The sequence below is a fragment of the Paraburkholderia phenoliruptrix genome, assembly GCF_047325075.1.
GTDB lineage: Bacteria > Pseudomonadota > Gammaproteobacteria > Burkholderiales > Burkholderiaceae > Paraburkholderia > Paraburkholderia phenoliruptrix.
In genome coordinates, this window is record NZ_CP168531.1 from 1,008,152 (window position 1) to 1,033,833 (window position 25,682).

Genomic DNA, 25,682 nt, shown 5'->3' on the forward strand with positions numbered 1-25,682 from the left:
CGAAGGGAAACGTGGCAGGGCGCGTGAAGGCTACAACAAGCCGTGCTGTTGCAGTTTCTTGCGCAGCGTATTGCGGTTGATGCCGAGATACTCGGCGGCCAGCGACTGGTTGCCGCCGGCCTGCTCGAGCACCACTTCGAGCAGGGGTTTTTCCACGCACGAAATCACCATGTCATAGACGTCGTGCGGATTCGAGCCGTCGAGGTCCTGGAAATACATGCCCAGGCTGTCGCGGACAGATTGTTCGATATTGTTCTTGCTCATGCTGCTAGTTTGTCGGTGTGGTCCTCGCCCTTGTGCCCGGGCGTCTCGTCGACGTTTTCGTCGACGTAAACGAGGCGGTCGGAGAGCGCCTTCTGTGCGTCGAAAAATTCGTTGACGGCGAGGAGTTGTTCGCGCGTGGTGTCGAGCGTATTCATGCGATGCCGGAACACGTTGGCGCCAGAAAGGCCGCGAGTGTACCAGCCGATGTGCTTGCGCGCAGTGCGAACGCCCGTAAATTCCCCGTAGAACGCGTAGTGATCTTCCAGGTGCTCGTTCATGACCTGCTGGATTTCGTCGATGCGCGGCGGCGGCAGCAATTCGCCCGTCTGCAGGAAATGCTCGATCTCGCGAAAGAGCCACGGGCGGCCCTGCGCCGCGCGGCCGATCATGACGGCGTCCGCGCCGGTCACGGCGAGCACGTGGCGCGCTTTTTCCGGCGACGTGATGTCGCCGTTGGCGACGACCGGAATGTGCACGGCGGCCTTCACGGCGGCGATGGTGTCGTATTCGGCCTCGCCGTGATACAGGTCGGCGCGGGTGCGGCCATGCACCGTCAGCATGGCAATGCCGGCGGCTTCGGCGAGCCGCGCGACGTTCAACGCGTTCCTGTTCTCGCGATTCCAGCCGGTGCGGATTTTCAACGTGACTGGCACGGCGTCCGGACCGACGCCGACCGCGCCCACCACCGCCTCGACGATGCGCTGCACGAGCGGCTCGTTCTGCAGCAACGCCGAGCCCGCGGCCACGTTGCACACCTTCTTCGCCGGGCAACCCATGTTGATGTCGATGATCTGTGCGCCGTTCGCCACGTTGTAGCGGGCGGCTTCGGCCATCATGGCGGGATCGGCGCCCGCGATCTGCACGGCGATCGGCTCGACCTCGCCCGTGTGGTTCGCGCGGCGCATGGTCTTCTCGCTTTTCCACAGCTGCGCATTCGACGCGACCATTTCCGACACGGCATAGCCTGCACCCAGCCGTTTGCACAGCTGCCGGAACGGACGGTCGGTGACGCCGGCCATGGGCGCGACGAACAGGTTATTGCGCAGATTGTGCGAGCCGATGGTGGGCATGACGTGGACGCGCGCGCGGCCCCGATTGTCGATTGGTCGATTGCTCGATGCAGTCAATCGGAGCGTTCGCGAAATGCGAGGGAAAACCGCTATTTTAGCGTTAACAGATAGCCCGCACTTCAGTTGCGGGCGTCGTAACTCATTAAATCTTCTATGAAAGTGGCCGGCGCCATAGAGTTCGGTCCGCCCGCGCGACGGCTGCCGGTCCGGCTCGCAATGCTGCGCCGACCATGCCGCGCAGCATCGCAGCGGCGCGGGGCACGCTCAGCGGCGCTGCCCGAACATCATCTGCCGCGCGAGCGCGGTCTTCACCGGCGGCGCGAATTCGAGCGCGGTCAGCGCGAGGCCGCGCAGCACCGCGAGCGGCGCGAAGTCGACGGTGAAAAGGCGCGCGAGCGTGTCCGTGGCGCCGATCGTCATGCGCCGGTCGAGGGCGCGGCGTTGCGCGAAGGTGGCGAGCGCGAGCGGCGTGGGGCCTTCCGCGCACAACGCGTCGACGAGCGCGTGCGCGTCGCGCAGGCCGAGATTCAGGCCCTGTCCCGCGACCGGATGCAGCGTCTGCGCCGCATTGCCGATAGCGACGACGCGGCCCCGCACGAGCGTGTCCACCGCGTTGAGCCCGAGCGGGAACGACGCGCGTCCCTTGATCTGCGTAAAGCGCCCCATGCGGCCGCCGAATGCTTCACCGAGTTCGCGCAGGAATTCGTCGTCGGAGAGTTGAGCGCGGCGCGCGGCTTCTTCCGGCGCGCAGCACCAGACGAGCGCGTAGTCGGCGCCGCGCACACCGCCCATCGGCAGCAGGGCGATGGGGCCTTCCGGCGTGAAGCGTTCCCACGCGACGTGCGGCTGCGGCGCCGACACACTGACGGTGCCGACCAGCGCGGTCTGGCCGTAGTCGCGCGAGCTGGCCTTGTCGCGGCGCGCGGTGCTCTGCTGGTGCGCGGGGTTGGCGTGGTTGGCATGGTGGGCGGCCCCGCTGGGTGCCTCGCTGCGTCCATCGTTCCCATCGTGCCCGTCGTGCCCGTCACGTGCGGCTAGCTGCGCGTGCGCTGTCTCGTCGTCCGCCGGTTCGACGCGGGCGATGCGGGCGACGGGTTGCGCGGCGTGCAGCGCGCTTTCGCCGCCTGACACACGCTGGCCGCCGTGTCTTTCTGCATGCCGGTCGCGGTGCTTTGCCGCCTTCTGATCGCCGAACAGGCCGCCTTCGGCGCTCACCAGAATGCGCGTGCGCAGCCGGCGCGTCACGCCCGCGGTTTCGATCGGCAGCGTGACGCCGTCTTCTTCCTCTACGGGCGCCGCGGCGGACGTCGAGCGGAACCAGTGGACCGGCGTGGCATGCACGGCTTCAGCGAGGCCATGCACGATGGAGCCGTAGCGCAGCACGTAGCCGAGCGCCGGCAGTCCGTGCTCGCCATGGTCGATCAGCGTGCGGCCGAAATGTCCGCGCTGCGAGACGTGGATGCGCTGGATCGCGGTTGCGTCGGCGGGCCAGCGCAGCGGTTCGAGGATCATGCGGCTGCCGTGCGAGACCGCAATCGCGCGCGGATCGGCAATCGAATCTTCCGGCTCGCGCGCGTCGATCAACGCGATCTTCAGCTCGCGCGTGACGCTGCGGCGCGCGAGCCAGCCGGCCAGCGCGAGCCCGACCGGCCCGGCGCCGACGATCGTCACGTCGAAATCGAACGCCTGCTGCTGCGCGCCGGGCTTCAGAATGACCGTCGACGGGGAAACATCGTTCATGGCGGGTTACTTCCTTGGTTCGTAAGCCGCGCGGGCTTCCTGCATCAGCGCCTCGATTTCCCCGGCGGCGACCGGCACGTCGCGCGTCATCAGCTCGCAGCCGTCCGGCGTGACGATCGCGTCGTCCTCGATGCGGATGCCGATGTTCCAGTAGCGCTCGGGCACGCCTTCAGCCGGCCGCACGTAGAGACCCGGCTCGATGGTCAGTGTCATGGAAGCCTGCAGCGTGCGCCACGGCAGCACGCCCGCTTCGTCACGCGGCGCGCCGCGTTCGCGGTAGTCGCCGACGTCGTGCACGTCCATGCCGAGCCAGTGGCCGGTGCGATGCATATAGAAGGGCGCGTAGGCGCGCTCGGCGATCACGTCGTCAACGGACGCGAACTTCGCGCGGTCGACGATGCGCGTGTCGAGCAGGCCTTGCGACAGCACGCGCACGGCGGCCTGATGCGGCTCGTCGAAGGTGACGCCGGCGCGCGTCGCGGCAATCGCGGCCTGCTGCGCGGTCAGCACGATGTCGTAGAGTTCGCGCTGCGGCGCCGTGAAGCGGCCGCTCGCGGGAAACGTGCGCGTGATGTCCGACGCGTAGCCGTCCAGCTCGCACGCCGCGTCGATCAGGATCAGGTCGCCTTCCTGCGCGATCGCATTGCCGGCCGGGTAGTGCAGCACGCAAGCGTTCGCGCCCGCCGCGACGATCGACGTGTAAGCGGGCGCCTGTGCGCCGAACTTGCGGAACGTGTAGAGCAATTCCGCTTCGAGCTCGTACTCGCGCACGCCCGGGCGGCAGGCCGCCATTGCCCGGCGGTGCGCCTGCGCGGAAAGCTGGCCGGCGCGGCGCATGATGGCGAGTTCGTGGTCGTCCTTGACGAGCCGCATCTCGTCGAGCAACGGCAGCAGATCGCGCGCGGCCGTGGGCGCAGCCACGCCGCTGCGGCCCTGCATGCGCACGGCCTCGAGCCAGCCGCGTACCTGGCCGTCGAGCTTTTCCGACGTGCCCAGCGCGTAGTGCAGCGACGGCTTGTCGGCGAGAATGTGAGGCAGTTGCGCGTCGATTTCGCCGAATGCGAACGCGGCGTCGAAGCCGAACGCGACGCGCGCGCCGTCGGGCCCGAAACGAAAGCCTTCCCAGATCTCGCGTTCGACGTTTTTCTCGCGGCAGAACAGGATCGACGCGGGTTCGCCGGCAGCGGCGCTGGCGTCGAGCACGAGCAGCGCCTCGGGTTCCGTGAAGCCCGTCAGGTAATAGAAGTAGCTGTCGTGCCGGTACGGATAATCGGCGTCGCGGTTGCGCAGCGCTTCGGGCGCGGTCGGGACGATGGCGACGCCGCCGCCCGCTGCGCGCAGCGCGGCGAGTACGCGCTCGCGGCGCGCGCGGTAGACGTCGATGGCGATGGTGGGTTCGGTCGGCTGGTTCATCGTGCGATTGTAGCGCCCAATGCGCAGACGGATTTTGCGCGGCCGCGCGCGCCTGGCGCCGCCGCGACCGCACGTGCCGGTCCGGGCGCGACGCTCGCACCGGTTTATTTAACCGCTGCAGCGTCGCCTGGCCATTCGGCTGGCTAGACGCGGCGCGCGTGGCAGGGCAATGTTGCAATCCATCCACAGCGATCGCGCGGGCGGCTCGCCAGGCGCGCGCGGGGCGCTCGCGCACGCCGCCAAGCACTTATACTTGCGCCGGATTCAGAAAAAGGCAGATGGCAATGATGAAACTCATCGGTTCGCTCGCCAGCCCGTTCGTGCGCAAGGCGCGCATCGTGCTGGCCGACAAGAAGATCGACTACGAGCTGGTGCCCGAGAACGTCTGGGCGCCGGATACGCGCATTCATACCTTCAATCCGCTCGGCAAGGTGCCGTGTCTCGTGATGGAAGACGGCGAAGCGGTATTCGACTCGCGCGTGATCTGCGAGTACGTGGATACGCTGTCGCCGGTCGGCAAGCTGATCCCGCAATCGGGGCGCGAGCGCATCGAGGTGCGGTGCTGGGAAGCGCTCGCCGACGGTCTGCTCGACGCCGCCGTGCTGATTCGTCTGGAGAGCACGCAGCGCACGCCGGAGCAGCGCGTCGACGCGTGGGTGGCGCGCCAGCAGCGCAAGATCGACGAAGCGCTCGTCGCCATGTCGCAGGGGCTCGGCGGCAAAGCGTGGTGCGCGGGCAATCACTACTCGCTCGCCGATATCGCCGTGGGCTGCGCGCTGGGTTACCTCGACTTCCGCATGCCCGACCTGAATTGGCGCGATTCGTATCCGAACCTCGACAAGCATTTTCAGAAGCTTTCGCTGCGCCAGTCATTTATCGATACGATGCCGGCAGGCTGAACGGCTAAAAGCGAATCTGCTGACATTTACAGCGAGTTTGCAAAATTGCGTTAATCGTACTTTCAAAGTCATGAATTAACGCTTTCAGATGTGGTAAAAAAGCGCCTCCCGCCAGGCGCTTTTTTTTTCGTCTGCCATGTGGGGCAATGGTTATGCAGTTCACATATCCGGCGAGATTTTTTTGCTGAATGCGGCCATTGCAAACGGACGGCGAGTTGATCGCGCCGTCAAACGAATAACACACAAAGAGACTTTCACGATGAAACCGTATGGCCTCGTTATTGCCGCATCCGTGTGCGCGCTGTTTGCCGCGTGTTCCAATGTCAACAGCCTCGATCCGTCCGCGCTGATCCAGTCCGGCCAGCTCGCCACGCAGGCGGCCACGCTGTCGGACGCCGACGTGCGCGCGCTCACCGACAAGTCCTGCGCGCAGCTCGACAGCGAAAACACCATCGCGCCCGCCAACAGCAAGTATCAGAAGCGCCTCGCCAAGATCGCCGCGCAACTGGGCGACAACATCAACGGCACGCCGGTGAATTACAAGGTGTATGTGACGAAGGACGTCAATGCGTGGGCCATGGCGAACGGCTGCGTGCGCGTCTACAGCGGCCTGATGGACATGATGAACGACAACGAAGTGCGTGGCGTGGTCGGCCATGAAATGGGCCACGTGGCACTCGGCCATACCAGGAAGGCGATGCAGGTGGCGTATGCGACGTCGGCGGTGCGCTCGGTGGCGTCGTCGGCGGGCGGCATTGCGGGCGCGCTGTCCGGTTCGCAATTGGGCGAATTCTCGGAGAAGCTGATTAACGCGCAGTTCTCCCAAACCCAGGAAACCGCCGCGGACGATTATTCGTTCGATTTGCAGAAAAAGAAGAATCTCGACCCGTCGGGTCTCGTCACGGCTTTCAATAAACTCGCGCAAATGGATGGCGGCAAATCGAGTATGTTGAGTTCGCATCCGGCGTCGCCGGCACGGGCGCAGCATATTCAGCAGCGCATCGCGTCGAATCAGTAACTTTGTCGGGCGAATAAAAAAACGCGCGCTGCCGGTCATGCCGCAGCGCGCGTTTTCTATTGCCGTCTCAATTGTTTATTCGGCGCCGTTTGCGGCCTGACCGCTTTTGCGTCGCGCCATGCCCGGACCGAATGCAAAGCCGAATGCGAGCAGCAGGAGCGACACGGCGAGCACCGTATTATTGCCGCTCGTCACGTACGGCGTGCGGCCGGCCGTGCCTTGCACCGTCACGTCGAGCGAGCCGATGGTGTAGGGCGTGAGCTTGCCGAGCACCTTGCCGTTCGCGTCGATTGCCGCTGTCATGCCGGTGTTGGTCGCGCGCAGCATCGGGCGGCCGGTTTCGAGCGAGCGCATGCGCGCAATCTGCAGATGCTGGTCGAGCGCGATGGTGTCGCCGAACCACGCGAGGTTGGTCGAGTTGACCAGCACGCCGGCCGGCGTCTCGCTCTCGCGGATGGTTCGCGCAATCTCCTCGCCGAAAATGTCTTCGTAGCAGATGTCGACTGCGACCGGCTGGTTGTGCACGACGAACGGCTTTTGCACGGGGCCGCCGCGCGCGAAATCGCCGAGCGGAATATTCATCAGATTGACGAACCAGCGGAAGCCCCACGGGACGAACTCGCCAAACGGCACGAGGTGGTGCTTGTCGTACCGGTAGATGTCGCGTGTGCCCGGGGTGACGCCGAAGAGGCTGTTCGTGTAGTCGACCACGCGCCCTTCGGGCGTGACAGAGCCGCCGATGGCGCCGAACAGCACGGCGCTGCCCGTGGAGTCCGCGAAGCTGCGCACCGCCGACGCAAACGGCACTGGCAACTGTTGGGCGAGAACCGGAATGGCGGTTTCGGGCGTGACGATCAGGTCGGCGGGCTTCGACGTGATCATCTGCTGATACTGGTCGATGGCGGCGCGCACGCCTGCTTCCTCGAACTTCATGTCCTGCTTGACGTCGCCTTGCAAGAGACGCACGCTCAGCGGCGCGTTCGCCGGCACGGTCCAGCTCGCGAGGGGCAGCAGCAGACCCGCCGCGATCAATACGAGCGCGATGCCGCCCGGCAGCGCAAAGCTCCCTGCACGGCCGCGCGCGCTTGGGCGATCTGCAGCGGCGTCCGACGAGGCATCGCCCGGACCGCGCGAGCGGCGCAGCGCCGGCAGCGCGGCCATGAGCGCCTGCGCGATCAGCGCGGCCGCCAACGCAAGCACCCAGCCGACGCCATACACGCCGACGAGCGGCGCGAATCCGCCGAACGGCCCGTCCACTTGCGCATAGCCGCTTGCGAGCCACGGAAAGCCGGTGAACACTGTGCCGCGCAACCATTCGCCGATGGCCCACGCGCTCGCGAAAGCCAATGCGCCGTGCCATGTGGGGGCGAACGGTGTGTCCGTGCCCGATGCGCCGTTGCGCGCCTGTCCGGCGCAAAACGACCAGACGCCGGCAGCCAGAGCGGGATACAGCGCGAGATACAGCGAAAACAGCACGAGCGCCGTGCCGGCGAGCGGCGCGGGCATGCCGCCGTAAAAATGCATGCTGACGTAGAGCCACCAGACGCCGGTCACGAAGTTGCCGAAGCCGAAGGCGCCGCCCGTCAGTGCGGCGCTTTTCCAGCCGGTGCTGCGCGTGAGCCACGCGAACAGGAACACGAAGATCGCGAGTTCGAGCCAGCCGCCGTGCGGCGTGGGCGCGAACGACAACGTATTGACGGCGCCTGCCGCCAGCGCGACGAGGTAATGCCAGCGGGGAAGCGTGCGCGCGCGCGTGGAGTGCGCGGCGGACGCGCTCCCGCCGCGGCGCGAGGAGGAAGTGATCGGGTCGGCCATTGTTGCGCGGTCGGCGTGGGAAGTGGCAGGTTGAAAGACTCGGGCGAGGGTGGAGGCGAAAAACGTGCCAGAAGCGTGCGAAAAGCGGACGAGAGCGGGGGCGACAGCGAAAGCCGCCCGCTCAGGTCTGCACGTGCTGCGCTTCGCGCTCGCGCTGACCGGCCAGCGGATCGCGCCGCACGAGCAGCATGTGAATCTGGCGCGCGTCGCCGCGCAGAATCTCGAAGATCAGATCGTCGAGACGAACCTTCTCGCCCCGGTGCGGCACGCGCCCGAAATGATGCGTGACGAGTCCGCCGATGGTATCCACTTCTTCGTCTGAATAATGCGTGCCGAAGGTTTCGTTGAACTGCTCGATCTCGGTCAGCGCGCGCACGCGGAAGCGCCCGTCAGGCGAGGCGATGATGTTGCCGCTCTCCTCGTCGAAATCGTATTCGTCTTCAATATCGCCGACGATCTGCTCCAGCACGTCCTCGATCGTGATCAGACCGGCCACGCCGCCGTATTCGTCGACGACCACCGCGAGGTGGTTGCGGTTCACGCGAAAGTCGTGCAGCAGCACATTCAGCCGCTTCGACTCGGGGATGAACACCGCGGGCCGCAGCATGCCGCGCACGTCGAACTCTTCCTCGGCGTAGTAGCGCAGCAGGTCTTTCGCGAGCAGCACGCCGATCACGTTGTCGCGATTGCCTTCGTAGACCGGATAGCGCGAATGCGCTTTTTCCAGCACATAAGGGATGAATTCGGCGGGATTGTCCGCGATGTTGATCGCGTCCATCTGCGCGCGCGGCACCATGATGTCGCGTGCGCTGAGTTCGGAGACCTGGAACACGCCTTCGATCATCGACAGCGAGTCTGCGTCGATCAGGTTGCGCTCGTGCGCGTCCTGCAGAATTTCAAGAAGTTCGGCGCGCGAGTCGGGCTCGGGCGAGATGAAATCGGTCAGACGCTCCAGCAGCGAGCGCTTTTCGTGAGGTTTGTCGGTGTGGCGTCGACTGGGATACGTGTCGTTCATGTTAGTGCGCCCGGCAAGACTGGGCGCGCTGTTGCAGAGCATTAAGGATACACCAGGCACATGGCAGGACCGTGTCCCGCCCGGCCGGGCGATGAATGAAACCGGCTGACACCGGAGCGCCGCAAGGCGCGGGCCATGGGTCAATCCTAACTGATTCCACCGGGATACGCGCTTTGGAGAAAAAAGGGGCGGCGCTCGGGCGGCGGCACGTTGTTACCTGGCGCAGCGCATACGCCAGGCTCGTTGTCGCGCGGGTTCGCGCGCCGCACCGTTTCCGGCACCCTTTTGCCCATGCATCCGGCGACCGGGTTCGCCGCGCGCGAAGCCTTCTATGACTCGGATCTGGGCGCGGCGCGCAAGTCTTCCCGAGCGGGGCCCGGTTGGCCGTGCCCCTCGCGGCAGCGTTCCAGCAGGGCTTCCAGCGCGCGGTCGGGCATGCCGCTTTCGCGCAGCGCGTGAACCGTGCGGCTTACGTAATCGAGCGTGGTGCCGTAGCGACCGCGCGCGCAGCCGAACACCGTTCTCACGACGTCGTCGTCGAGCTTGCCCGTGTAGCTCGGCACGTCGCGGCGCATCACGAATGCCAAGGCGTCGACGCGCCGGCCGTCGGCGAGCACGCACGGCAGCCACGCGGGCCGGTACGACCCCATCGCCATTTCGCGGCGCCAGAGCGCTTCCAGATGCGGCATGGCGCCTTCTGCCGCGAGACGAAACGCGATGCCCGTGCACGAGCCGCCGCGGTCGAGCGCGAGCACGAGGCCCGGCTGCTCGGGCGTGCCGCGGTTCACGCGCGACCACAAATACAGACCGCGGTGATAGCCATGCACCTTCGAGCGCGTGGCTTCGACGGTAGGCAGCCCCGGATTCCAGATCAGCGAGCCATAGCCGAAGAGCCACAAGTCGCGCTGGCGGTCCCAGTCGCGCAGCGTGCATTCGAGCGATGCGCGCAGTTCCTCGTCCGTCAGAAGCCGCGACTCGCCGAGCGCGGGCGGATAGTCCGGGCAGGGCGGCCGGGCGGCGGCGTCATCAGAAGGAAAGGAGCTCACGGTCGGTGCGGACGGCGGTTAGCGGTACGGGTCGGGAAAGCCCAGTTTGCCGAGAATTTCGGTTTCGAGCCCTTCCATTTCCTCGGCTTCTTCCTCGACCTCGTGGTCGTAGCCCTGCGCGTGCAGCGTGCCGTGCACGAGCAGATGCGCGTAATGCGCGACGAGCGGCTTGCCCTGCTCGGCGGCTTCTTTCTCCACCACCGGGCAGCACAGAATCAGGTCGCCCGTCACAGGATCGTCTTCCGATTCCGCGTACGCGAAGGTCAGCACGTTGGTCGAATAGTCCTTGCCGCGATAGGTGCGGTTCAGCGTCCGGCCTTCTTCGGCGTCGACGAAACGCACGGTCAGTTCGCCGTCGGCGAAAAGCGCGGCCTTGATCCAGCCGGCTACCGTGGCGCGCGGCAGCAGCGCCTTGTGTTCGGGCCACGCCTTGGCGGCCGGGAATTGCAGATTCAGCGTCAGTTTCGGGGCGCGGCTCATGCTGGTTCGATGTGGGTGACGAGATTTCGCGCCGTGGCGTGTACGCCTGCGCGAAGGGCGGCCGGCCGCATCAACGCGAGTCCGCCGGACTGGCGGTTTTCTGCGAATGCGCGTCGTAGGCCTCGACGATGCGCGCGACGAGCGGATGCCGCACCACGTCGGCGCTGGTAAAGCGCGTGAGCGCAATGCCGCGCACGTCGGACAGCACCTGCTGCGCTTCGATCAGACCGCTCTTGTGGCCGCGCGGCAGGTCGACCTGAGTCGTGTCGCCGGTCACCACGGCTTTCGAGCCGAAGCCGATGCGCGTGAGGAACATTTTCATCTGCTCGGGCGTGGTGTTCTGCGCCTCGTCCAGAATGATGAACGCGTGATTCAGCGTGCGGCCGCGCATGTACGCGAGCGGCGCGATTTCGATCATCTGCCGCTCGAACATCTTCGCGGTCTTGTCGAAACCGAGGAGGTCGTACAGCGCGTCGTACAGCGGACGCAGATAGGGGTCGACCTTCTGCGCGAGATCGCCCGGCAGGAAGCCTAAGCGCTCGCCGGCTTCGACGGCCGGCCGCGTGAGCACGATGCGCTTTACCTGGTCGCGCTCGAGCGCGTCCACCGCGCAGGCGACCGCGAGATAGGTCTTGCCCGTGCCGGCCGGGCCGACGCCGAAAGTGACGTCGTGCGAGACGATCTGCTTCAGATACTCGCGCTGCGCAGGCGTGCGGCCGCGCAGATCGGCGCGCCGCGTGTACAGCTTCGGGCCGAGTTCTTCGAGGTCGTCGTCGCCGCTGTCGGCCGGCTGGTCGAACGGATGGTCGGGATTGCCCGGAAAGCGCGGGTCGCCCGCTTCGTCGCCATTGCCGTTGCCGTTCGCGCGATGCCGCGCCGGGTGGCGCACTTCGACGAGCGCGAGCTGGATGTCGTCGACCGACAGCGGATCGCGCGCGTTGTTGTAGAAGTTTTCGAGCGCGGTGAGCGCGAGCTTCGCGCCGCGCCCGCGGATCGTGATGCGGTGGCCGCGGCGTTGCAGCGTCACGTCGAGCGCCTGCTCGATTTGCCGCAGGTTTTCGTCAAGCGGTCCGCAGAGGTTGGCAAGCCGCGCGTTGTCGTCGCGCGGAGCGGTGAATTCCAGATGCGGCTGAGTGGTTTTCAAGGCGATGGGTCGATCCTGTCGGTTTCAGTACGCAGGCGGCGCGGGCGCAGTTACGGTGGCGGCGCGCCGCGCGTCGGCGTCAATGGTCGGTCAATGGGTGGCGGCGCTCGCCTCGTCCGCTGCAGGGTCGTGCAGCAGCACGAGCTCGCCACGCAACGAATGTGGGTACGCCTTGACGATTTTCACGTCGACCATCTGACCGATCAGCCGGGCATGCGAGGCCACCGGCGCCGGGAAATTCACCACGCGGTTGTTCTCCGTGCGGCCCGCGAGCTCGTTCGGGTCCTTGCGCGCGGGGCGCTCGACCAGAATGCGCTCGACCTTGCCGACCATCGAATCGCTGATGCGCTGCACGTTTTCTTCAATAGTGGCTTGCAGGTGCTGCAGGCGCTTCAGCTTGACTTCGCGCGGGGTGTCGTCGTGCAGATTCGCAGCCGGCGTGCCCGGGCGCGGGCTGTAGATAAACGAGAAGCTCGTGTCGTATTTCATCTCGTGCACGAGCGCCATCATCTTGTCGAAATCTTCTTCCGTCTCGCCGGGAAATCCGACAATCATGTCAGTGGAAAGCGACAGGTCGGGGCGGATCGCCCGCAGCTTGCGGATCACGGACTTGTATTCGAGCACCGTGTAGCCGCGCTTCATCGCCACCAGAATGCGGTCGGAACCATGCTGCACCGGCAGATGCAGGTGGCTGACGAGCTTGGACACCTTGGCATAGGTGTCGATCAGACGCTGCGTGAATTCCTTCGGATGCGACGTGGTGTAGCGAATGCGTTCGATACCGGGAATGTCGGCGACGTATTCGATCAGCGTCGCGAAGTCGGCAATTTCCGACGAGCCGAGCGTCAGGGCGCCGCGATAGGCATTCACGTTCTGACCCAGCAGCGTCACTTCGCGCACACCCTGATCGGCGAGACCGGCAATTTCCGTCAGCACGTCGTCAAGAGGACGTGAGACTTCTTCGCCGCGCGTGTAGGGCACGACGCAATAGCTGCAGTACTTGCTGCAACCTTCCATGATCGACACGAACGCGCTCGGGCCTTCCACGCGCGCGGGCGGCAGATGGTCGAACTTTTCGATTTCCGGAAACGTGATGTCGACCTGCGCGCGGCCGCTTTCGCGGCGCTTGTCGATCATTTGCGGCAGACGGTGCAGCGTTTGCGGGCCGAACACGAGGTCGACGTAGGGCGCGCGCGCGACGATCGACGCGCCTTCCTGGCTCGCGACACAGCCGCCTACGCCGATAATCAGATCGGGGTTCGCTTCCTTCAGCTCGCGCACGCGGCCGAGGTCGGAGAACACTTTTTCCTGCGCTTTCTCGCGCACCGAGCAGGTGTTGAAGAGAATCACGTCCGCATCTTCGGGCGTGTCGGTCTTGACGAGGCCTTCTGCCGCGCCGAGTACGTCGACCATCTTGTCGGAGTCGTACTCGTTCATCTGGCAGCCAAAGGTCTTTACATAAACTTTCTTGGTCATCGAATTTCGCCGGTCGCAGTGGTTAACCTGGGGGCGCTGAATAAAAGGTCAAGGAGAGCCGAAAACGTGCGGACGGTCCGTGGGACGGCGCTTGGGGTCGCTTTCGGTTGCGGTTTCCGGCTGCGCTGTCAGCCGCGCTTTCAGGTGCGCTTTCATGGCGCACTGCCGGACGGTCTGCGCGGTCGGAGTGGCCATGCATGGCTGCCTGGCGCCGCTGCCGCCGCTGTCTGCTACTTAGGCCGCCGAGGCCGCCGAGGCCGCCGCCGTTTGCCGCTTGGCGCACTATTATAGCCCTTCGGCGAATAGGGGCTCGTGGCCCGATTCCGCGCTGCGGCGCAGCGGTGCAGCGCGCGCAGCCCGCCGCCTTACACGGCGTCCGGCGCTGCGCCCGGCGCCCCGTCCTGTCCCGCCGGCGGCAAGCCCAGCAGGCTTTCCAGTTCGTCCGACACCTGCGCGAAGCGCTCGCTCAGAAAATCCAGCAGCACCCGCACGCGCGGCGCCATGAAGCGGTTGCGGTGGTAAAGCGCGTGCAGCGGCGCATCCGGATAGCGCCATTCGGGCAGCAGGATTTTCAGGCCGTCCGCGCGCAGATCCGCTTCGACGTCCCACATCGACTTGATCGCGATGCCGTAGCCGCGCAGCGCCCATTCGCGGGCGACGGCGCCGTCGTTGGTTTCGCGCGCGCTGTCGAGCGGCACCGTGTAATGCTGCACTTCGTCGCCGCGCGTGAAGCGCCATTCGTTGACCGGTCCGGAGCCGGTGCTGAGCACGATGCAGTCGAAGTTCGCGAGGTCGTGCGGATCTTTCGGCTCGCCTTTACGCGCAATATATTCCGGCGACGCGCACAGCACGCGGCGGTTGCGCGCCAACTTGCGCGCGACGAGCGAGCTGTCCTGCGGCACGCCGAAGCGAATCGCGAGGTCGATGTCCTCCTGTACGAGGTTCGACAGCGAGTCCGACAGCGTCAGCGCGAACGTCACGTCAGGGTAGAGCGCGTTGAATTCGTCGAGCCAGTGCATCAGCAGATTGCGCCCGAAGTCCGAGGTCGCCGACACGCGCACCTTGCCGCGCACCACGCCTTGCCCGGCCTGCAGCGCGGCTTTCGCGTCGTCGAGCGATTGCAGCGCCTGCCGGCAGCAGTTCAGATAGAGGCGGCCTTCGTCGGTGAGCCGCAGCTGGCGCGTGGTGCGCTCGAAAAGCCGCGCCTTCAGGCCGGCCTCGAGCTTTGCGAGGCGCGCGCTCGCGGCGGCAGGGGTGAGTCCCATCTTGCGGCCGGCCGCGGACAGGCTGCCGTGCTGCGCGGCCTCCACAAAGAGGCGAATGTCGCCGAGATTATCCATGGCTGGTTTCAAATGGCATTTGAAAATGCTTCAAAGGCTACGCCAATTATCAAATCGGCGCCGCGCGCCCACAATTCACCTTTCCAACAACCCCTGCGCACTCGCCGCCGCCGGACATCATGCAGCTCGACCACGCGACCATTGTGACAGCCGATCTCGCCACCGCACGCCGTTTCTTCGTCGAGATCGCCGGTCTGCCGGAGGGCGCTCGTCCGCCTTTTGCAGTCGACGGCTACTGGCTTTACGCCGACGGCCGCCCGGTGGTGCATCTCGTTCAGGCGAGCGCGCCGGACCCGTCGGTCCGCGCGGCGCCGCGCATCGACCATATCGCCTTTCGTCTGGACAGCGCCGGCGAATGGCAGGCGCTGCTCGCGCGTCTGCGCGCATCGGGCGTCGGTTATCAGATCGCGCAAGTCCCGCCGATGGGTCCGCAGCAAGCCGCCATGCAGATCTTCGTGGCGCTGGCGCCTTGCGTCGTCGTCGAATTCGTGACGGCGCTCGAGCACGCTCAACCGTAAAACCTGGGAGAAAAACAATGCCGATTCCCTTACTCGCGCTCGCTATCAGCGCGTTCGCGATCGGAACGACCGAGTTCGTCATCATGGGATTGCTGCCCGAGGTCGCGCGCGATCTCGCGGTGTCGATTCCGTCGGCGGGATTGCTGGTGAGCGGCTACGCGCTCGGCGTCGCCGTCGGCGCGCCGCTGCTCGCAGTCGTGACGAGCAGAATGCCGCGCAAGCTCGCGCTGCAGCTGCTGATGGGCGTGTTTATCGTCGGCAATACGCTGTGCGCCATGGCGTCGAGCTATTCGGTGCTGATGGTCGCGCGCGTGGTGACGTCGTTCGCGCACGGCTCCTTTTTCGGCATCGGCGCCGTGGTGGCGGCGTCGCTCGTGCCCGCCGAAAAGCGCGCGAGCGCGATTGCGCTCATGTTCACCGGCCTGACGCTCGCCAATGTGCTCGGCGTGCCGTTCGGCACGTTTGTCGGCCAGGAGTTCGGCTGGCGCGTCGCGTTCTGGATTGTGAGCGCGTTCGGCGTGCTCTCGCTGGCCGGGGTGACGGCGCTCGTGCCGAACCGCCACGACAGTGGTCCCGCCGGTCTCGGCCATGAAGTGCGCGTGCTGAAGGACCCGCAGGTCTGGACCGCGCTCGCGATGACCGTGCTCGGCTTCGGTGGCGTGTTCGTCGTGTTCACCTATATCGCGCCGATTCTCGAGCAGGTGAGCGGCTTCTCGCCGCGCGCGGTCACGCTGATTCTCGTCTTGTTCGGCGTCGGGCTGACCATCGGCAATACGGTCGGCGGCAAGCTCGCGGACCGGGCGCTGATGCCTTCGCTGATGGGCATTCTCGCGGCGCTCGCCGTCGTCATGGCGCTGTTCGCGCGCACCAGCCATTCGCAGGTGGCCGCGGCGATCACCGTCTTCGTGTGGGGCATTGCCGCGTTCGCCACGGTGCCGCCTTTGCAGATGCGCGTCGTCGAGAAGGCCGCCAAGGCGCCGAACCTCGCGTCGACGCTCAACATCGGCGCGTTCAATGTCGGCAATGCGGGCGGCGCGTGGCTCGGCGGTCTCGTGATCGATCACGGCCATTCGCTCGATACCTTGCCGTGGGTCGCCGCGGCGGTGAGCGTGGCCGCTTTGCTGCTGACCTGGTTCGCGTCGCGTCGGGACGCGCCCGCCGCGGTGCACGCCGGGCAGCGCGGCGCGGAGGTCCGCGAGCGGGCCTAGACGCGCGTCCTCCGCAATGCTGATAACAGTGTGAAGATAACTTCGTTGGGCGCGGCGGGGCGCAATGCTATCTTGCTTCCACTCACTGCTTGCCCGCCGCCCGGCGGCGCTCCTGGAGGCAATCATGCATTCCCCGCTAGCTCTGGTCCGCGATCCCGCTGCCGATGACGCCGCGCCGCGTGCCGCCGAACCCTTCGACGCGCTCGAACACCTCGTCGGCGTGAATCTCGCGCGGTTGCGCGCGGAGCGCCAGTTGTCGCTCGACGCGCTCGCCCGCGCGTCCGGCGTCTCGCGCGCGATGCTCGCGCAGATCGAATCGGCGCGCAGCGTGCCGTCCATCAAGGTGCTGTGCAAGGTGGCGGCGGCGCTCAAGGTGTCCGTCGCCGCGTTCTTGCGACGCCACGCGACCAATGGTTTCGAGCACTTGCCGGCGGAGCGCTCATCGCGCATCGTCAGTTCGAACGGACGCTACTCGGCTCGCCCGCTGTATCCGGAGAACGAGCCGACGGCCGCCGAATTCCACGAGCTGCGCATCGCGCCCTTGCATACGGAAGCCGGCGTGCGCCGCGCGCCCGGCACGACGGTCAATCTGGTGGTCAGCGAGGGCACGCTCGAAGTCAGCGTGCACGACCAGCGCCAGTTGCTCGCCACGGGCGACGCTATCGTGTTCGACGCGGATCAGCCGCATAGTCTGCGCAATCCCGGCGACACGGAGGCCCGCGCGTTCCGTGTGACGCTGAAGGCGGAGACGCCGCCGCGCTGGGACGTGCCCCCGCACCACGACACGGCGCACGGAGCCGCGCCGGTCTGATCGAATGTGCCGGACGCGTCCGCTCGCGCGAATCCCGTCCGGCCAGTAGGGGTTGCGCTGCGCTTCGCGCGCGGCTGTTGTATGCTTGGCCCGCCGGCTCGTCCGGCAATCAGTGCGTCTTCAGGGCGGGGCGAAATTCCCCACCGGCGGTATGCCGGCAGCGCGAAAGCGCAAGCCGGCGAGCCCGCGAGCGCCCGCAGCAGCGCGGTTTTCAGCGAATCGAAAGCCGCCGCGGGGTCAGCAGATCTGGTGCGAAGCCAGAGCCGACGGTCACAGTCCGGATGGAAGAAGATGTGCAGATAGTCATGTTCGTTTCCGTGGCGCCGCTTGCAGGTTCGAGCGGTGCGCGAACGCCGCCTGAGTCGTCAGCGGCGCCGCACGGCGCGTCTTTGCCTGTTTGCAATGCCCTGAAACGTTTCTCGCCCAACTTTTGCGATGAGCGTTTCAACCATGTCCTTTGCCACTTTTCCTGCACCCTCGACGCTTGCGGACGACGCATTCGCCGATCTCCCCTTACTCGCTACGGAACCTGTTCCGCCACGTATCGCCGCCGCTTTGCAAGCCATGCGCGAGGGCCGCGCCGTGGTCCTGCAAGACGATGACGACCGCGAGAACGAGGCCGATCTGGTCGTGTCCGCCGAGCGTCTTTCCGTCGAAACCATGGCGCTCCTGATTCGCGAATGCAGCGGCATTGTGTGTCTGTGCCTGCCCGACGCGAAAATCCGCGCGCTCGAACTCCCGCCGATGGCCGTCAACAACGAAAGCCGCCACGGCACGGCGTTCACCGTGTCGATCGAGGCGCGCGAGGGCGTGACGACCGGCGTCTCCGCGCTCGACCGCGTCACCACGATCCGCGCCGCGATTGCCGATACGGCCAAACCGGCCGACATCGTCCGGCCCGGCCATGTGTTCCCGTTGCGCGCCATGCCAGGCGGCGTGCTCGCGCGCCGCGGACACACGGAAGGCACGGTGGATCTCGCGATTCTGGCGGGGCTCAAGCCCGCCGGCGTGCTGTGCGAATTGATGAACGCCGACGGCACCATGACGCGCGGCGCCGACGTCGCGCGCTTTGCCGGGCAACACGGTCTGCCGATGCTGACCATCGCCGAACTGGTCGAGTTTCGTCAGGCGTTGGCGCAGGCGCGGGAGTGCGTCGAGGAAGCTTGAGTTCGTGATGTAAGCGGCGCACGCCCCGCAAGACAAAAGGCCGACTGCAGGCAGTCGGCCTTTTTCTCGAACGCCGTAGTATGGCGGCGGCTACGACTGCACGTCGCCGAACTCGCCGCGCACGCCCGCGTCGATCAACGCGGGCAGTTCGTCCATATGCTTCATGATGCGCGTCATGCCCATCTTGCGCAGCGCGTCCGCGTAGCCGTCGGGAATATGGCTCGCGCCGACGAACGCGATCGTCTTCATGCCAGCCGCGCGCGCGGCGTTCAATCCGGCGACGCTGTCTTCCACGACGATGCAGCGCGACGGGTCGACGCCGAGCGTCTGTGCGGCGAACAGGTACACATCGGGAAATGGCTTGGGCCGCGCGACCTGTTCGGCGCTGAAAACGCGCTCGCCGAAAACGTGCTGCAAGCCGGCGCGCCGCACCGACGCGCTCACCCGCGACATGCGGCTGTTCGACACCACCGCAGCCGGCAGCGTCACGCGCTGCAGCGCGTCGCGCACGCCGTTGATCGGACTGAGCGACGCGGCGAGCGCCAGCTCGACCTGATGTTCGATCGTGTTCAGAAAATCGGCCGGCAATGCGATGTCGAACGCCTTTTCGATACCTTCGAGAAAGCGCGACGTTTGCTGGCCGAACGCCGTTTTGACGACGGGCTCGAAGTCGAGGCCGGGAAAATTGGCCGAGAGCGTCTCGAACATGACGCGGTCGGCGATAACTTCACTGTCGACGAGCACGCCGTCGCAGTCGCAGATAAGGTGGTCGATCATGCCTGAAGGAACGGAAAGCGGGGCGCGTGGTGGAGCTCAGTCGCCGGGAAGAAACCGGCTCACGCGTCCGTGTGAAAGCGCCATGATACGTGCTTTGACGCGGCCCGCGCCGCGCCGCCGCTTTCCTTCGATTCCATCGCATGCGGTTCGGGACCGCACCGCGCGATCAACGTGCGTGCAGATAAAGATAAAGACCCGCCGCCACCGCGCCGCCCAGAAGCGGGCCGCACACTGGAATCCACGCGTAGCGCCAGTCGCTGTCGCGCTTGCCGGGAATCGGCAGCAGCGCGTGCATCAGACGCGGCGACAGGTCGCGCGCGGGGCTCATTGCGTAGCCGGTCGGTCCGCCGAGCGAAATGCCGATGCCGAGCACGAGCAGGCCCACCGGCAGCGCGTCCAGCGCGCCGAGGCCGACTTGCGGCGACGCCAGGTACAGCACGCCGAGAATCAGCACGAAGGTCGCGATCATTTCGGTCAGCAGATTGTGCGGCACGCTGCGAATGGCGGGCGCGGTGCAGAACACGCCGAGTTTCACGTCGGCGTCGCCTTCCTTCGCGAAGTGCTGCCGGTACGCGACCCATACGAGCAGCGCGCCCGCCATTCCGCCGAGCATCTGCGCCGCGATATAGCCGGGGACTTTCGCCCACGCGAATTTGCCCGCGAGCGCGAGGCTGACCGTCACGACCGGATTGAGGTGCGCGCCGCTGAACGACGCTGTCACGTAGACGGCGATGAACACGGCCATCGCCCAGCCCATCACGATGACGATCAGATCCGCGCCCTTGCCCTTGGTGCGCGCGAGCAGCACGTTGGCGACAGCGCCGTCGCCGAGCAGCACGACGAGCGCCGTGCCGATGAATTCCGCAATGTATGGAGACATGGTTTGGTATCCAAAGTATTGTTGTTAGGGAAGCCGCGCCACGCGGCGGCTTCCTGCGGTTTTGTCCCAGGTCTTCGCAAGCCCTCTGCGATGTTCGTGCGTGAACATCGCAGCGCGCGCGCTCAGGGCGTGTCGGCCCATGCCTTGGCGGCGCGAATCGCGCGCTTCCAGCCGTCCAGACATTCCTGCACGTCCGCTTGCTCGCGCGCGGGCGTGAAGCGCCGGTCGAGCTTCCACTGGCTTTGCAGTTCGTCGACGTCTTTCCAGTAGCCGACCGCGAGGCCCGCCAGATACGCGGCGCCGAGCGCGGTGGTTTCCGACACCTTCGGGCGGACCGCGTCCACGCCGAGAATGTCCGCCTGGAACTGCATCAGCAGATTGTTCGCGCACGCGCCGCCGTCCACCCGCAGTTCGCCGATGCGAATGCCCGAGTCGGCCTCCATGGCCTTCAGCACGTCGAGCGACTGATAGGCGATCGAGTCGAGTGCGGCGCGCGCGATATGCGCGGACGTCGTGCCGCGCGTCACGCCGAACAGCGTGCCGCGAGCGCGTGCATTCCAATGCGGGGCGCCGAGGCCGGCGAATGCGGGCACGAGGTAGACGCCGTCGCAATGCGGCACGCTCGCCGCGAGCGCCTCGATCTCAGCGGCATGTTTGATGATGCCGAGACCGTCGCGCAGCCATTGCACGACCGCGCCGCCGATGAAGATGCTGCCTTCGAGCGCGTAGTTGATCTGGTCGCCGATTTGCCACGCAATCGTCGTGACGAGATTGTTCTTCGATTCGATCGGCTTGTCGCCGGTGTTCATCACGAGGAAGCAGCCGGTGCCGTAGGTGTTCTTCACCATGCCGGATTGCGTGCACATCTGGCCGAAAAGCGCGGCATGCTGGTCGCCGGCGATGCCCGCGAGCGGAATCTTCGACGCGAACACCGTCGTTTTGGTCGGCCCATACACTTGCGACGACGCCCGCACTTCCGGCAACATGCTGCGCGGAATGTCGAGCGCCTCGAGCAGTTCGTCGTCCCACTTCAGCGTGTGGATGTTGAAGAGCATCGTGCGCGAGGCATTGGTGACGTCGGTGACGTGCAGGCCGCCCTTGGTGAAATTCCACACGAGCCAGCTGTCCACCGTGCCGAACGCGAGCCGGCCTTGCTTTGCCTTCTCGCGCGCGCCTTCGACGTTGTCGAGAATCCAGCGGATCTTGGTCGCGGAAAAATACGAGTCGATCGGCAAGCCGGTTTTCGCGCGCACCTTCGCCTCGAGGCCCTGTTCCTTGAGCTGGTCGCAGAAGTCGGCGGTGCGGCGGTCTTGCCACACGATGGCGTTGTAGATGGGGTGCCCGGTTTCGCGGTCCCACACGATGGTGGTTTCCCGCTGATTCGTAATGCCGATCGCGGCGATCGACGTGCCGTTCATGCCGGCGCGCGTCACGGCCTCGGCGGCGACGCCGGCCTGCGTCGACCAGATTTCCTGCGGATCGTGCTCGACCCAGCCCGGACGCGGATAGATCTGCTCGAATTCCTTTTGCGCCGTCGACACGACATTGCCGAGGCGGTCGAACAGCATCGCACGTGAGCTGGTGGTGCCCTGGTCAAGCGCGAGGATGTACTGATCCTGCATTGTCTCTTCTCCATGCATTTTATGAATCGCCGCGACAGCCTGAAACAGCCTACCGGCGACGGGAACGGCTCGTCATGTCGGGCGGCCGTACGCTTGTCCCTGCAGGCGGCCGGCCGAACGGGCCGAGGGTGAAGCTATTTTTTTCTTACGCGCTCTGTCGCTCGGGCTCGCGGGCGAACCATGCGTCGATGTCGCGCGTGACCGACTCGAGCGTGCCCGGCTCGACATGAAGCCCGAGCTTCGAGCGGCGCCACAGCACGTCCTCGGCGCTGCGCGCCCATTCGACGTCGCGCAGATACGCCAGTTCGGCTTCGAAAAGGCCCGGCGCGAATGCGCGGCCGAGATCGGCGAGCGAATGCGCGTGGCCGAGCACGTTCTTCACACGCGTGCCGTAGGCGCGCGCGAGGCGATGGGCCAGATCCGCCGGCAGCCACGCATGGCGTTGCTTCAACTCGGCGAGAAAGCGCTCGAAGTTCGCGTGTGCAATGTCGCCGCCGGGCAGGGGCGCGCCCGAGGTCCATGACGGCGCGCTCTTGCCGAGCGCTGCCGTGAGCTTGACGACGGCTTCCTCGGCGAGCTTGCGGAACGTCGTGATCTTGCCGCCGAACACCGAGAGCAGCGGCGCTTCGCCGGCCGGCGCGTCGAGTTCGAGCGAATAGTCGCGCGTGACGGCGGAAGGGTTGTCGGCGCCTTCTTCCTCGAGCAGCGGCCGCACGCCGGAATAGGTCCAGCGCACGTCCGCGGGCGTGATCTTTTGCCTGAAGTAGCGGTTGATGGAGTCGCACAGATACTGCGTCTCGTCGCCGGTGATAGCCACCTGCGCGGGGTCGCCGCGATATTCGATGTCGGTCGTGCCGATCAGCGTGTAGTCGTGCTCGTACGGGATCGCGAAAATGATCCGCTTGTCCGGGTTCTGGAAAATGTACGCGTGGTCGTGTTCGAACAGGCGCCGCGTGACGATGTGGCTGCCCTTGACGAGCCGCACGCTGTGCGACGCCGGACGGCCCAGCGCGCCTTGCAGCAGTTCGCCGACCCACGGACCCGCCGCGTTTGCAATGGATGCCGCACGCACGTCGAGGATCGTGCCGTCTGCGCGCCGCAGTTGCGCGCGCCATTCGCCGCCGGCGCGCACGGCGCTCAGCAGCTTGGTGCGCGTGAGGATGGTCGCGCCGTGTTCGGCGGCGTCGAGCGCGTTGAGCACGACGAGGCGGGCGTCGTTGACCCAGCCGTCCGAGTACACGAAGCCGCGCTTGATCGATTCAACGAGCGGCGCGCCGGCCGGATGGTCGCGCATGACGATGCCGCGCGAGCCGGGCAGCAGCTCGCGCCGGGCGAGGTGATCGTAAAGGAACAGGCCCGCGCGAATGAGCCACGCCGGGCGCAGATCGGGCATGTGAGGCATCACGAAGCGCAGCGGCCACATGATGTGCGGCGCGGCGCGCAACAAGGTCTCGCGCTCCTGCAAGGCCTTGCGCACGAGCCCGAACTCGCGGTATTCGAGGTAGCGCAAGCCGCCGTGAATCAGCTTGGTGCTCGCCGACGAGGTATGCGCCGCCAGATCGTCCTGTTCGCACAGCAGCACGGAGAGCCCACGGCCGGCCGCGTCGCGCGCGATGCCCGCGCCGTTGATCCCGCCGCCCACGACGAGCAAATCGAATTTCGTGCCTTGGGTCACCTGCTGCGTCTCCTGCGTCGTTAAGGGCTGCGGACAGCTGTCTGAAAATCTATCGAACCGATAGTGTTCGTTTTCGAACTTTAATGAACATATTCGAAAAAGTAAAGTTCGCTCTGCTCGGAAGGAGACTCTGTCGAATGGCTAGGGGAGTGGCGCGGCGCGCGGCCACGGACGATACTCTTGGCACTGGCCATTTCCGGGTGAAATTCATGCGTGGACTTTTGATGCTGGGCGCGGCTGCGCTTCTTGCCGGCTGTGTCGCTTCGCCAAGCCTCACAGGAACGATGGGCGCGCCGTCGTTCGTCTCATTGCAACAGATGTGCAGCGCGCAGACGGTGGACTACGGGAACGACGCGCAAGGCGTGTATGCGATGCTCTTCGACGCGTATGTGGCGAACCGGCGCGGGCGCCTGTCGAAGGACGATTACTGCGCGTTCCAGACGTCGATTGCCGAGCGCTACAGGAGCCAGGGCGCGAGTGCCGACCCGCAGGTCCGCAATCAGTGGGTCGCGTTCCTGACCGAGCAGCGCGCGCGGGCGATCAGCTGGCGCGCGGCAGTGGATCCGACGTTGCGCAGCGGATGAGCGCCCGGCAGAAAAAGCGACGGCATCAGGCTAGTGGCGAGCGTGGGCGCGCTGGGTCGATGGAGGCGCGCACAACGAAAGCGGGCGCCGCAATGGGCGCCCGGGGTGACGTGGTGACGCAAGCAGGCCAGGCGGAGGTGAGCGCGGCGGTTGGCCACGCGCATGGCATCGCGTTGCCGCCAGCCGCCGCGCCTGGGCGGAAGCGGCGGTTCGGCCCCACGACGCGTGGGTCGTTATTCAGGAAAGACGTTTGATGGCTCGGAGTGCGCTATCGCCGGATTCCGTTACACGCCATTGTTCATTGCCCGAGGCGAGCCGCTCCAGCTGGACGAGCTGACGTTCGAGGAGCGCGTCGAGTTCTTCTCGCTCCATGTCGACTTGATTCGGAGCGTCCTTGACGAGCAACAACGTGGCGAATTCGTGCGGACTCAGCATCGTTTCTCTCCATGTCAAGCAAACGCGGACGGCCTCGACGGCGACTGGCATCAGGTGGCAGGGCCATGGCCAGGTGGTCCGCAAAAAGATCGGGCGGGAGGTACGGCTTACGACAGGTTGATTTCGCTCCGGCGGCACGCGAGCGCGCAACGAACGCCGGGGAACTGGAGTGTAGTCAAGCGAACGTTAAACACCAAACCGGCCCCTGTAAATTTTCCCGTTGACAATTGTCAGCCGCAGAGGCGGTTCGAAGCGGCGGGAAAATCCTTGATTTCACTTGAAGTTCCGCTTGCGCTGCAACATGGCCGGGAACGCCTGGTCAGGCGGCTACGTAGACCTGGCAATTGGCGGCACTGAGCGTTTCGGCCATGTCGGCGGGCGGCGCGGCGTCGGTGAAAAGCGCGTCGATCTGATCGAGATGGCCTTGGCGAACGAGTGCCGGGCGGCCGAATTTGGAGCTGTCGGCGGCGAGAAAAACGGTGCGCGCATGCTGGATGATGGCTTCGGCCACGCGCACCTCACGGGTATCGAAATCACGCAGCGTGCCGTCGGTCTCGATGCTGGAGGTGCCGATAATCGCAAAGTCCACCTTGAACTGGCGGATGAAGTCGATCGCGAGTTCGCCGACAATGCCTTTGTCCCACGGCCGCACGATTCCGCCGGTGACGAGCACTTCGCAGTCGGGATAGCCGCTCATCATGCTGGCGACGTTCAGATTGTTGGTGATGACACGCAAGCCGCGGTGCCGGTTGAGCGCGCGCGCGACTTCCTCAGTGGTGGTGCCCAGATTGATGAAGAGCGAAGCCTGATCGGGAATGTGAGTGGCCACTAGCGCTCCGATGCGCCGCTTTTCGTCGTGGAACATGCGCTGGCGCGCGGTGTATGAGACGTTTTCGGAACTCGTCGGCAGGCTCGCCCCGCCGTGGTAGCGGCGCAGCAGGTTCATGTCGGCGAGCCAGTTGACGTCGCGGCGAATCGTCTGCGGCGTCACGTCAAAATGCGCGGCGAGATCGTCCACGGTCACGAAGCCGTCGCGTTGCACCCACTCCAGCAATTCCTGTTGCCGGGCGTTCAGCGTGAGGCGGGGGTCTCGGGTCATGGTCTCGGGTCGTGGGGTTGTTATCGGCGCCTGCCCGCGAGCGGGCGGCCAGGATGCGTGAACGAGTGCGTGTATTGTAAGACCATCGCGAGAGCCGCCCGGCAACTCATGCGACATCCATAAGACTGCGGGCGCCGGTTCACCTGCATTCAGGCTACAAGCGCATTGATCCATGCGATAAATGAA

At 65.9% G+C, this 25,682-nt stretch carries 24 protein-coding genes and 1 riboswitch; of the genes, 7 read left to right on the forward strand and 17 right to left on the reverse strand.

Features of this window, described 5'->3' with window-relative positions:
• Positions 1-30: 30 nt before the first annotated feature.
• The 4 genes from ACEN8U_RS16675 to ACEN8U_RS16690 form a co-directional block, all read right to left on the reverse strand.
• Entirely contained in the window at positions 31-264 is a 234-nt protein-coding gene (locus ACEN8U_RS16675; RefSeq protein ID WP_007180440.1) for a Fis family transcriptional regulator, read from the reverse strand.
• Positions 261-1,334 carry a tRNA dihydrouridine synthase DusB gene (dusB, locus tag ACEN8U_RS16680; RefSeq protein WP_015003715.1) on the reverse strand — a complete coding sequence of 358 codons (1,074 nt, stop codon included), beginning with the start codon at positions 1,332-1,334 and terminating at the stop codon, positions 261-263. The genes ACEN8U_RS16675 and dusB overlap by 4 nt, the downstream gene beginning before the upstream one ends.
• Before the next feature lie 264 nt (positions 1,335-1,598).
• Positions 1,599-3,074, reverse strand: a complete 1,476-nt coding sequence (locus ACEN8U_RS16685; protein WP_015003714.1) for a UbiH/UbiF/VisC/COQ6 family ubiquinone biosynthesis hydroxylase — start codon at positions 3,072-3,074, stop codon at positions 1,599-1,601.
• A gap of 6 nt (positions 3,075-3,080) precedes the next feature.
• Complete coding sequence (locus ACEN8U_RS16690) at positions 3,081-4,487, reverse strand: aminopeptidase P N-terminal domain-containing protein (RefSeq protein ID WP_015003713.1); 1,407 nt, start codon at positions 4,485-4,487, stop codon at positions 3,081-3,083.
• Positions 4,488-4,771: 284 nt separating this feature from the next.
• Between ACEN8U_RS16690 and ACEN8U_RS16695 the strand changes: the two genes are divergently transcribed.
• Together ACEN8U_RS16695 and ACEN8U_RS16700 are read left to right on the forward strand one after the other, a co-directional pair.
• Positions 4,772-5,386: a glutathione S-transferase family protein gene (locus ACEN8U_RS16695; protein ID WP_175126331.1), complete on the forward strand. Its 615-nt coding sequence runs from the start codon at positions 4,772-4,774 to the stop codon at positions 5,384-5,386.
• Positions 5,387-5,645: 259 nt separating this feature from the next.
• A complete protein-coding gene (locus ACEN8U_RS16700) occupies positions 5,646-6,404 on the forward strand; it encodes a M48 family metallopeptidase (protein ID WP_041746388.1) in 759 nt (252 codons plus the stop codon).
• 75 nt (positions 6,405-6,479) lie between these two features.
• On the opposite strand, the gene lnt is transcribed toward ACEN8U_RS16700, so the two are convergent.
• From lnt to ACEN8U_RS16735, 7 genes are all read right to left on the reverse strand, one after another.
• A complete protein-coding gene (gene lnt, locus ACEN8U_RS16705) occupies positions 6,480-8,219 on the reverse strand; it encodes an apolipoprotein N-acyltransferase (protein ID WP_015003710.1) in 1,740 nt (579 codons plus the stop codon).
• Positions 8,220-8,340: 121 nt separating this feature from the next.
• Complete coding sequence (locus ACEN8U_RS16710) at positions 8,341-9,234, reverse strand: HlyC/CorC family transporter (protein ID WP_015003709.1); 894 nt, start codon at positions 9,232-9,234, stop codon at positions 8,341-8,343.
• Positions 9,235-9,563: 329 nt separating this feature from the next.
• Positions 9,564-10,280, reverse strand: a complete 717-nt coding sequence (locus ACEN8U_RS16715; RefSeq protein WP_015003708.1) for a gamma-glutamylcyclotransferase — start codon at positions 10,278-10,280, stop codon at positions 9,564-9,566.
• An 18-nt stretch (positions 10,281-10,298) separates the two neighbouring features.
• Positions 10,299-10,760: an rRNA maturation RNase YbeY gene (gene ybeY, locus ACEN8U_RS16720; protein ID WP_015003707.1), complete on the reverse strand. Its 462-nt coding sequence runs from the start codon at positions 10,758-10,760 to the stop codon at positions 10,299-10,301.
• A gap of 70 nt (positions 10,761-10,830) precedes the next feature.
• On the reverse strand, positions 10,831-11,904 hold the full coding sequence (locus ACEN8U_RS16725; RefSeq protein WP_013589566.1) for a PhoH family protein: 1,074 nt from the start codon (positions 11,902-11,904) through the stop codon (positions 10,831-10,833).
• A 90-nt stretch (positions 11,905-11,994) separates the two neighbouring features.
• Positions 11,995-13,380 carry a tRNA (N6-isopentenyl adenosine(37)-C2)-methylthiotransferase MiaB gene (gene miaB / locus ACEN8U_RS16730; RefSeq protein ID WP_015003706.1) on the reverse strand — a complete coding sequence of 462 codons (1,386 nt, stop codon included), beginning with the start codon at positions 13,378-13,380 and terminating at the stop codon, positions 11,995-11,997.
• Positions 13,381-13,745: 365 nt separating this feature from the next.
• A complete protein-coding gene (locus ACEN8U_RS16735; protein ID WP_015003705.1) occupies positions 13,746-14,720 on the reverse strand; it encodes a LysR family transcriptional regulator in 975 nt (324 codons plus the stop codon).
• Positions 14,721-14,839: 119 nt separating this feature from the next.
• Between ACEN8U_RS16735 and ACEN8U_RS16740 the strand changes: the two genes are divergently transcribed.
• From ACEN8U_RS16740 to ribB, 4 genes are all read left to right on the forward strand, one after another.
• Positions 14,840-15,238 carry a VOC family protein gene (locus tag ACEN8U_RS16740; protein ID WP_015003704.1) on the forward strand — a complete coding sequence of 133 codons (399 nt, stop codon included), beginning with the start codon at positions 14,840-14,842 and terminating at the stop codon, positions 15,236-15,238.
• Between the two features lie 17 nt (positions 15,239-15,255).
• Positions 15,256-16,446 (forward strand): MFS transporter, encoded by a 1,191-nt coding sequence (locus ACEN8U_RS16745; RefSeq protein WP_015003703.1) that lies wholly within the window; start codon positions 15,256-15,258, stop codon positions 16,444-16,446.
• A gap of 124 nt (positions 16,447-16,570) precedes the next feature.
• On the forward strand, positions 16,571-17,257 hold the full coding sequence (locus ACEN8U_RS16750) for a helix-turn-helix domain-containing protein (protein WP_015003702.1): 687 nt from the start codon (positions 16,571-16,573) through the stop codon (positions 17,255-17,257).
• Between the two features lie 112 nt (positions 17,258-17,369).
• Positions 17,370-17,554: riboswitch (FMN riboswitch) on the forward strand.
• Between the two features lie 153 nt (positions 17,555-17,707).
• Positions 17,708-18,424 (forward strand): 3,4-dihydroxy-2-butanone-4-phosphate synthase, encoded by a 717-nt coding sequence (ribB, locus tag ACEN8U_RS16755; RefSeq protein WP_041745762.1) that lies wholly within the window; start codon positions 17,708-17,710, stop codon positions 18,422-18,424.
• A 90-nt stretch (positions 18,425-18,514) separates the two neighbouring features.
• Here ribB and ACEN8U_RS16760 read toward each other — a convergent pair whose 3' ends face one another.
• The 4 genes from ACEN8U_RS16760 to glpD all read right to left on the reverse strand — a co-directional run bounded on the left by ACEN8U_RS16760 (position 18,515) and on the right by glpD (position 23,378).
• The gene (locus ACEN8U_RS16760) at positions 18,515-19,201 is read right to left on the reverse strand and encodes an HAD family hydrolase (protein WP_015003700.1); all 687 of its coding nucleotides are present in this window, start codon (positions 19,199-19,201) and stop codon (positions 18,515-18,517) included.
• A 166-nt stretch (positions 19,202-19,367) separates the two neighbouring features.
• Positions 19,368-20,081 (reverse strand): MIP/aquaporin family protein, encoded by a 714-nt coding sequence (locus ACEN8U_RS16765; RefSeq protein WP_015003699.1) that lies wholly within the window; start codon positions 20,079-20,081, stop codon positions 19,368-19,370.
• A 122-nt stretch (positions 20,082-20,203) separates the two neighbouring features.
• Entirely contained in the window at positions 20,204-21,703 is a 1,500-nt protein-coding gene (gene glpK, locus ACEN8U_RS16770) for a glycerol kinase GlpK (protein ID WP_015003698.1), read from the reverse strand.
• A 145-nt stretch (positions 21,704-21,848) separates the two neighbouring features.
• Positions 21,849-23,378, reverse strand: coding sequence for a glycerol-3-phosphate dehydrogenase (gene glpD, locus ACEN8U_RS16775; RefSeq protein WP_015003697.1), 1,530 nt, complete (start codon positions 23,376-23,378; stop codon positions 21,849-21,851).
• A gap of 209 nt (positions 23,379-23,587) precedes the next feature.
• Here glpD and ACEN8U_RS16780 point away from each other — a divergent pair, with 209 nt between their 5' ends.
• Positions 23,588-23,962 (forward strand): hypothetical protein, encoded by a 375-nt coding sequence (locus tag ACEN8U_RS16780; RefSeq protein ID WP_175126330.1) that lies wholly within the window; start codon positions 23,588-23,590, stop codon positions 23,960-23,962.
• A 237-nt stretch (positions 23,963-24,199) separates the two neighbouring features.
• On the opposite strand, the gene ACEN8U_RS16785 is transcribed toward ACEN8U_RS16780, so the two are convergent.
• Together ACEN8U_RS16785 and ACEN8U_RS16790 are read right to left on the reverse strand one after the other, a co-directional pair.
• Positions 24,200-24,397 carry a hypothetical protein gene (locus ACEN8U_RS16785; protein ID WP_006049938.1) on the reverse strand — a complete coding sequence of 66 codons (198 nt, stop codon included), beginning with the start codon at positions 24,395-24,397 and terminating at the stop codon, positions 24,200-24,202.
• Positions 24,398-24,716: 319 nt separating this feature from the next.
• The gene (locus tag ACEN8U_RS16790) at positions 24,717-25,496 is read right to left on the reverse strand and encodes a DeoR/GlpR family DNA-binding transcription regulator (protein ID WP_015003694.1); all 780 of its coding nucleotides are present in this window, start codon (positions 25,494-25,496) and stop codon (positions 24,717-24,719) included.
• Positions 25,497-25,682 lie beyond the last annotated feature (186 nt).